Raw genomic sequence first — 8109 nt, 5'->3', positions numbered from 1 at the left:
CAGGCCAGCCGCTCGGCTTGCTTCGCCCAGAACGCCTCCCGATCAGCCGAGGCCTGCTCGTACAGCGCCGACGTGGCGTTGGCCTGCGCCGCGAACTCCTGGGACGGAGCATGGACCCGTTCTTCGGTGAGCAGATTGTCCAAAGTGCTCTGTGAGTGCTTGCCCACTTCCGACCTCTCGACGCGATCGTGTGACGGCGTGATCGCTTTTTCAGTGTGGCTTTCCCGGATCCGTCAACCGGTTCGGATGAACCTACGGCGGTCAACGTTGCTGCGACGTTGCGCCGTTGTTCGATCGGGCGCCGAGCGCGACGGCCACCCGCTCGCCGACAGCGTCGACCGGACCGGACGCGTCGACCCGCACCAGCCTGTCTTTCTCCTGGTAGTTCGCGAGCATCGGTGCGGTCTGCTGCTCGTAGAGCTGCAGACGGCGCCGGATCGCGTCCTCGCGGTCGTCGTCGCGCCGGTGCAGCGGCCCGGCGCAGGCGTTGCAGATGCCCTCCGCCCTCGTGGCGTTGAACTCCACGTGCCAGCTTCGCCCACACGTGCCGCAAACGCGTCTGCCATTGAGGCGACGAACGATTTCCTCCGCAGGCACTTGCAGCTCCAGCACTACGTCAACAGTGCGTCCGGAGCTTCGCAACGTGTCGTCGAGGAACTCGGCCTGCTCCCGGTTCCGGGGGAACCCGTCGAGCAGGAAGCCATCGGCGTCGTCCTCACCGAGACGTCTACGCACCATTTCGTTGGTCAGCTCGTTCGGAACCAGGGCACCGCTGTCCATGTAGGACTTCGCCCGCAGTCCGAGATCCGTGCCCTCGCCGATGTTGCGCCGGAAGATGTCCCCGGTGGAGATGTGTGGAACACCCAGGCGGGCCGAAATCGCTTCTGCCTGCGTTCCCTTGCCGGCGCCCGGCGGGCCGACAAGCACAACGCGGCTCGGCTCGTGTTCAGCTCGCATCCAGTCGTTTCCATTCCTCTTCGGTGAGCAGTCGGGATCGGGTGAGGAAGCGGACGCCGTCGGGTGCTTCGAGGGAGAAGCCGCTGCCCCGTCCGGGCACGAGGTCGATGGTGAGGTGGGTGTGCTTCCAGTACTCGAACTGCGGTCTGGACATCCACACCGGGACGGCTTGGCCGTCCACGGTGAGATCGCCGAGGTGCACGTCGGCGTCGCTGGTTGCGAATTCGCCCGCCGGGTAGCACATGGGGGCGCTGCCGTCGCAGCATCCGCCGGACTGGTGGAACATCACCGGCCCGTGCTGCGCCCTGAGGCGGCGGATCTGCTCCGCCGCCTCAGGGGTCACCGCGACTCGGTCGCTGGTCATCAGAAGAAGCCCAGCGCGTTGTTGGAGTAGCTGACCAGCATGTTCTTGGTCTGCTGGTAGTGGTCCAGCATCATCTTGTGGGTTTCGCGCCCGATGCCGGACTGCTTGTAACCGCCGAACGCGGCGTGGGCGGGGTAGGCGTGGTAGTTGTTCACCCACACCCGGCCGGCCTGGATGTCGCGGCCGGCGCGGTAGGCGGTGTTGCCGTCGCGGGACCACACCCCGGCGCCGAGGCCGTAGAGGGTGTCGTTGGCGATCTTCATGGCGTCGTCGTAGTCGTCGAAGCTGGTGACGGAGACGACGGGGCCGAAGATCTCCTCCTGGAAGATCCGCTGCTTGTTGTGGCCCTCGAACACCGTCGGCGCCACGTAGTAGCCGCCGGCCAGGTCGCCTTCGAGCTCGACCCGGTGACCGCCGGTGAGGACCTCCGCGCCTTCCTGCTTGCCGATGTCGATGTAGGACAGGATCTTCTCCAGCTGGTCGTTGCTGGCCTGGGCGCCGATCTGGGTGTCGGTGTCCAGCGGGTTGCCCTGCTTGATCTGCTTCGTGCGTTCCACCGCGTCGGTCAGGAATCCGTCGTAGATGCCGGACTGGATCAGCACCCGCGACGGGCACGTGCACACCTCGCCCTGATTGAGGGCGAACAGCGCGAACCCTTCCAACGCCTTGTCGTAGAAGGAATCGTTGGCCGCCGCGACGTCGTCGAAGAAGATGTTCGGGCTCTTCCCGCCGAGCTCGACGGTCACCGGGATGATGTTCTGGCTGGCGTACTGCAGGATGAGTCGGCCGGTGGTCGTCTCGCCGGTGAAGGCGACCTTGCGCACCCGCGAGCTGGAGGCCAGCGGCTTGCCCGCCTCCACGCCGAAGCCGTTGACCACGTTGAGCACTCCCGCGGGCAGCAGGTCGGCGATGAGGTCGACCAGCACGTGGATCGATGCCGGTGTCTGCTCGGCGGGCTTGAGCACCACGGCGTTGCCCGCCGCCAGCGCCGGCGCCAGCTTCCAGGTCGCCATCAGCAGCGGGAAGTTCCACGGGATGATCTGGGCGACGACGCCCAGCGGCTCGTGGAAGTGGTAGGCCACGGTGTCGTCGTCGATCTGTGAGATCCCGCCCTCCTGGCCCCGCAGCGCCCCCGCGAAGTAGCGGAAGTGGTCGATCGCCAGCGGGATGTCGGCCGCCAGCGTCTCGCGGACCGGCTTGCCGTTGTCCCAGCTCTCGGCGACCGCGAGCTTCTCCAGGTTGGCCTCCATGCGGTCGGCGATCTTGAGCAGGATCCCCGACCGCTCCGCCACCGACGTGCGGCCCCACGCGGGCGCGGCGCCCTCGGCGGCGTCGAGCGCGCGTTCCACGTCGTCGGCCGTGCCGCGGGCGATCTCGGTGAACACCTGGCCCGTCACCGGCGTGGGGTTCTCGAAGTAACCCCCACCGGCCGGGGCCACGTACTCGCCGCCGATGAAGTGGTCGTAGCGCGAGCGGAACTCGACCGCCGAACCCGCCGTGCCCGGAGCTGCATACAGAACCATCGTTCGCCTCTCGTGTGCTGGTACGGCCCTCCGCGGGCCGTCGTGACCTGGGCCACTCATGCCTCTGGTGTGGCGAGAAGCTAGGAGTCGCAACGTTGCAGCGACGTTGCAACGGGGCGAACCGGTATCGCGGGCGCACTTGCCCGTAACCTGTGTCACCCCGCACTATGAATCTTTCCGCGACCGGATGTTCCGCGTTCTCGACACTTCTGCGCAGGCGAATGGACACCAGCTACGACACCTCGGTTGATCCGCTCGAGCGGGCCCGACTGCTCGAGCGGGTGCACGCTGCCGTCCTGGCCGGTGACCGGCTCTCGCACGAGCCGCGACCGGTCATCTTCGAGTCCTGGAGGCGTTCGCTGGCGGCCCGGATCGATCCCGATCTCAGGCAACCACCGCTGGCGTTCGACTCCGGCAGGCTCGACGACGTTCGCCAGGCGCACCCGCTGGCGCGCTGGGTGCCGATGCTGCGTCAGACGCTGCTCGATGCGGCCGACGGCACCAGCCACGTCATGATCATCACCGATGCCGACGGCAACATCCTCTGGCGGCAAGGACATCCCCAGGTCTGCCGGGACGCCGACCGGGTCCAGCTCGCCGAAGGCACCCGGTGGGCCGAGAGCGCGATCGGCACCAACGCGATGGGCACCACGCTCGCCACCGGAGCTCCCGTGCAGATCCACTCCGCCGAGCACCTCGTGCGGACCTACCACTCGTGGACCTGCGCCGCCTGTCCGGTCCGCGATCCGGATACGGGTGCGCTGCTCGGCGCGGTCGACGTCAGCGGTCCGCTGCACACGATGCACCCGGCGCTGCTCGCGCTCGTGGTGGCCGGTGCGCGGCTGGTCGAAGGTGAGCTCCGCTGGCGCCTGGCCGCCTCCGACGACCTGCTCCGGGAGCGCAACGCCCACCACCTCACCGAGTCCGGTCGGGATGCGGCACTGCTGAGCCCCAGTGGACGGATCGTCGCGAGCACACCCTCGGCGCGGTTCGTGCCGGGGCAGCGGGTCGGCCTCGACGACAGCGGAACGGTCCGGTTGGACGACGGTGAGGACGCCGAGGTCGAACCGCTCGACGGCGGCTACCTGCTGCGCGTCGGGCAGCCCCGGTCTCGTCGCCGGCCGCAGTTGTCCTTGAAACTGCTCGGCGACGAGGTTCCAGCGGCCACAGTGGACGGTGTCCGGCACGATCTGAGCCTGCGGCACGCCGAAATCCTCGCGCTGCTGGCGATGAACCCCGGCGGGCTGACTGCGGAGCGGCTCGCACTGCTGCTGCACGGGGAGCAGGGCAACCCCACCACGGTCCGGGTGGAGATCCACCGCATCCGCAACGCCCTGGGGCAGCACGTGGTGAAGACCAGGCCGTACCGCATCGCGGCGGATGTGGACAGCGATCTGCACGCCCTCCGCGAGACGCTGCGCCATGGCGACGCCGGCGCCGCCGTGGATAGAGCCGGACTGCTGCTGCCGCGCTCGGAGTCCGTCGCGATCCGGGCCGAGCGTGACGAGCTCGTGGCGGCGCTGCGCGGCTGGGTGCTGGGCAGCGGAGACCCTGAACTGCTCTGGCGCTTCGCCAACACCGATACGGGCCGCGACGATCTGGAGGTGCTGGAAAGCGCACGGGATCTGATGGCGCCGGACGCTCCGCAGCGCAACGTGCTCGAAGCCCGGCTGCGCCTCCTACTCGAAGAAACCGTGTAGCGCACCTGTCCGATCGGACAGGTCGGGGGTGCTCATCCGGGCAGTTCCGAGGTACAGTCCCCGGCTGTAGGTTCACCTGTGGTTTACCCCACAGTAATGCTGCTGGTCTGCTTGCAGCCGGTCTCGCCGCGGGCCGCGCACCGGCCGGACTCGTTCGCGGGCGAGGCTCATCGGTGAGTCGGGAGGGCCACGAGAATGCCCGAGCTGGAAATCGCGTTCGAACATGTTGGCGTGCCGCGCCAACCCAGCCGCGACGATGTCGGCGAGCAGCGTCCGGCCCTGGCGAAGTTCCACGCGCCGGAAATCGTGTTCGGCCCCGATTCGCTGGCCGAGCTGGGCCACTCGGCTCGACGGCTCGGCGCGCGCCGTCCCTTCCTGGTCACCGATCCCGGCATCGTGGAGGCGGGATGGGTGCGCGAGGCAGTGGTGCACCTGCGCGAGGTGGGTCTGGAACCGGTCGTCTGGCACGAGCTGACGCCGAACCCGAAGGACCACGAGGTGCAGGCGGCCTACTGCGAATATGCTCAGGCCGGCGCGGACGTGATCATCGCCGTCGGCGGCGGCTCGTGCATCGACGCGGCCAAGGGCGTGGCGATCGTGTCCGCCAACGGTGGGCACATCCTGAACTACGAGGGCGTCGACCGGGTCGTGAACCCCATCCCACCGCTGGTCATGGTGCCGTCGACCTCGGGAACCGGGGCGGATGTGTCCCAGTTCTGCGTGGTCACCGACACCACCCACGCGACGAAGGTGACCATCATCAGCAGGACGCTGGTCCCCGAAATCTCGATCATCGATCCTCGGCTGCTGACGACCATGCCGGACTGGCTGAACGCGGCGACCGGTCTCGACGCGCTCACCCACGCCATGGAGTCCTACGTCTCGCTCGCGCACAACGTGCTGACCGATCAGCATTCGCTGCACGCCGTGCACCTGGTGACCAGGAACCTGCTGCGGACCCTGCTGGATCCGGCCGCCCAGGAGCCGCGCAACGCGATGGCGCAGGGGTCGTTGGCGGCGGGGATGGCGTTCACCAACGCGATCCTCGGCGCCACCCACGCCATGAGCCACCAGGTCGGCGGGCTGCTCGACGCGCCGCACGGCGTGATCAACGGGGTCCTGCTGCCGCACGTGATCCGGTTCAACGCGGAACAGAGCCCGACTCGCTACGTGCCGCTGGCCGCCGCTGCGGGCATCGACACCGAGCGCGTACCCGCGGCCGAGGTCGCCGAGGTGCTGGCCGATCGGGTCCGCGAGCTGGCTGACTCCGTGGGCGTTCCGCGCGGTTTGTCCTGCCTCGGGGTCGGCGAGCACAACGTCGCGCACCTGGCCAGGACGACGATGAAGGACGCGTGCCTGGCGACCAACCCCCGCCAGGTCACCCAGGAGGAGATCGAGTCGTTGTTCCGAAAGGCCATGTGAGGTCGAAGGTGTCCGGTGGTGGCCGCGTCCGCGCGGGGGAGACGACGCTCGGTGAGCTCACCGGGGTGCGATCGAGCAAGCGGTCGTTCTACCCCGAGTACCGGCGCTCGAACGAGCGGCTGGCCGTGGCCGTGCAGGCGCTCGACGAGATCTCCCGCGCCGTGGTGCGCTCGGCGGAGGGGCCGAGGGCGCTGGTGGAGGCGGTCGTCGTGGCCGCCGTTGAGCACTTGCAAGCCGAGTGGGTGCTGCTGGCCGTCGCCGACGGAGCGTTGCGGGGGATACGTCCGGGTTTCCTGTTCGCCCGGGACGGCGAGCTGATCGACCAGGAGCACGATCTGCCCGCCGAGGTCCGCGAGCAGCTCGAAGTGATCCGCAAGCGCCCGTGGGAGCTCGAACCGGGCGAGGCCGGGCCGGGCTGGGTGCGCGCGCCGATGTTGCTCGACGAGGAGCCGGTCGGCGGCGTCGTGGGTCGGCCCGGTGCGGGAGTGGAAGTCACCGGGACCGACCTCGCGGTCCTGCGGGTGCTGGCCAATCAGGCCGCGGTGGCGCTGTACAACTCTTACCTGTTCCACACCGCGGCCCAGTTGAAGGGGCGCGCCGAGCAGTTGAACGAGGAAGCTTCCCGGCAGGCCAAGGACCTCGTCGAGCGCAACGCCGAACTGCAGGAGGTCCAGCGCCGGCTGACCGAGGCGATGCAGCGCCAGGTCATCGACGAGGAACGGCACCGCATAGCGCGGGAGCTGCACGACAGCGTGACCCAGGCCGTGCTCAGCGCCGGCATGACCGTGGAGGTGTGCCGGTCGGAGCTGGCGGCGATGGGCGCCGACGCGCGGCAGGTCGCCGAGCGGCTCATGGCGGCCAAGGACCTGACCCGGCAGGCGGTCTCCCAGCTGCGGTCGGCGATCTACGCGCTGCACCGAGGCGCCGACGAGGGCCCCGGCTCGCTGCCGGTGCTGCTGGAACGGCTGTCCAACGTGCATCTGCCGACCTCCGTCGACGTTGCGGTCCGGATCGAGGGCAAGCCGGTGCCGCTGCCCGGCGAGGCCGAGCACTCGCTGCTGCGGCTGACCGGCGAGGCCCTGTTCAACACCGCGACCCACTCGGGCGCGGACCGCGCGTCGGTGCACCTGAAGTACGAGACAGACCGCGTCGTGCTGGCGATCGCCGACGACGGCACCGGGGATCCTGCGCAGCTGCGGCGAATGCTGCGGGCGGCGCGCACCAATGACCTGAACGGGTACCACCGGGGGCTGGCGAACATGGCCGCACGAGCCGAAGAACTCGGCGGTGAGCTCAACATCGGCAGGGCGAAGATGGGCGGGGTGCTCATCAGGCTGGAAGTGCCGATGCCGGTGGCGGAAGGGGACACCGATGTCTGAGGAGGCCAGGTGGGCGGCCGGGGGCGCGGTGAGCGCACCGCCGGGTCCGGTGCGGATCGTGATCGTCGACGACCACTCCATCGTCCGGCAGGGGCTGCGGTCGCTGCTCGAACGGGAACAGGACCTCGAAGTGGTCGGGGAGGCCTCCACCGCGGCGGAGGCGGTCGCGGTGGTCGGCCGGACGCGGCCCGCAGTGGTGCTGTTGGACCTCAAGCTGTCCTCGGGTGAGGACTCTGAGGGCCTGGCCCTGTGCGAGCGGTTGACCGGGGAGCACGAGGGTCTCGGGGTCCTGGTGCTGACGACGTTCCTGGACGAGAAGCTCGTCGTCGACGCCGTGCACCGCGGTGCCCGTGGTTACGTGGTCAAGGACGTCGACACCACCGAGCTGGTCCGGGCGATCCGCGCGGTGGCCCGCAAGGAGAGCGCGTTCGACTCGCGCTCGGCCGCGGCGATGGTGCACTCGATGAACAACCGCTCCACCGCACCGGAACTGACCGAACGAGAGCTGGGTGTGCTCCGGCTGCTGGCCACCGGGTCGAGCAACCGGCACGTCGGCGGCCAGCTCTACATCTCCGAGACGACGGTGAAGTTCCACGTGCGCAACATCATGCGCAAGCTCGATGTCTCCACCCGCGCGGAAGCCGTCTACGAAGCAAGCAAGCGCGGGCTCATCTGAGTGTGGATCTTGACCTGCTGCCGTGTCGATCACGATGTGTGCCACGATCACCAGCAACGGCCCTTCCCAACAGTGCTCAAGGACCGAC

The 8109-nt window shown here is 69.0% G+C and carries 7 protein-coding genes; 4 read left to right on the top strand and 3 right to left on the bottom strand.

Annotation, left to right across the window (positions count from 1 at the left end; translation table 11 throughout):
* Positions 1-261 precede the first annotated feature (261 nt).
* Genes AB0I53_RS19150 through adh form a run of 3 tightly spaced genes read right to left on the bottom strand, consistent with a single transcriptional unit; the run spans position 262 to position 2844 of the window.
* Positions 262-957, bottom strand: coding sequence for an adenylate kinase (locus AB0I53_RS19150; protein ID WP_358604265.1), 696 nt, complete (start codon positions 955-957; stop codon positions 262-264).
* A complete protein-coding gene (locus AB0I53_RS19145; protein ID WP_358604263.1) occupies positions 947-1321 on the bottom strand; it encodes a DUF779 domain-containing protein in 375 nt (124 codons plus the stop codon). The genes AB0I53_RS19150 and AB0I53_RS19145 overlap by 11 nt, the downstream gene beginning before the upstream one ends.
* Positions 1321-2844 (bottom strand): aldehyde dehydrogenase, encoded by a 1524-nt coding sequence (gene adh / locus AB0I53_RS19140; RefSeq protein WP_358604260.1) that lies wholly within the window; start codon positions 2842-2844, stop codon positions 1321-1323. The genes AB0I53_RS19145 and adh overlap by 1 nt, the downstream gene beginning before the upstream one ends.
* 221 nt (positions 2845-3065) lie before the next feature.
* Between adh and AB0I53_RS19135 the strand changes: the two genes are divergently transcribed.
* From AB0I53_RS19135 to AB0I53_RS19120, 4 genes are all read left to right on the top strand, one after another.
* Positions 3066-4544 (top strand): GAF domain-containing protein, encoded by a 1479-nt coding sequence (locus AB0I53_RS19135; RefSeq protein WP_358604258.1) that lies wholly within the window; start codon positions 3066-3068, stop codon positions 4542-4544.
* 195 nt (positions 4545-4739) lie between these two features.
* A complete protein-coding gene (locus AB0I53_RS19130; protein WP_358604255.1) occupies positions 4740-5966 on the top strand; it encodes an iron-containing alcohol dehydrogenase in 1227 nt (408 codons plus the stop codon).
* Positions 5963-7345 carry a histidine kinase gene (locus AB0I53_RS19125; protein WP_358604252.1) on the top strand — a complete coding sequence of 461 codons (1383 nt, stop codon included), beginning with the start codon at positions 5963-5965 and terminating at the stop codon, positions 7343-7345. Before AB0I53_RS19130 ends, AB0I53_RS19125 begins: the two co-directional genes overlap by 4 nt.
* Positions 7338-8021 (top strand): response regulator transcription factor, encoded by a 684-nt coding sequence (locus AB0I53_RS19120; protein WP_358604249.1) that lies wholly within the window; start codon positions 7338-7340, stop codon positions 8019-8021. Before AB0I53_RS19125 ends, AB0I53_RS19120 begins: the two co-directional genes overlap by 8 nt.
* The last annotated feature ends 88 nt before the right edge of the window (positions 8022-8109 follow it).

It is taken from the genome of Saccharopolyspora sp. NPDC050389 (genome assembly GCF_040655595.1).
In the GTDB taxonomy this organism is placed as follows: domain Bacteria; phylum Actinomycetota; class Actinomycetes; order Mycobacteriales; family Pseudonocardiaceae; genus Saccharopolyspora.
This window is presented reverse-complemented; position numbering and strand designations above follow the sequence as displayed.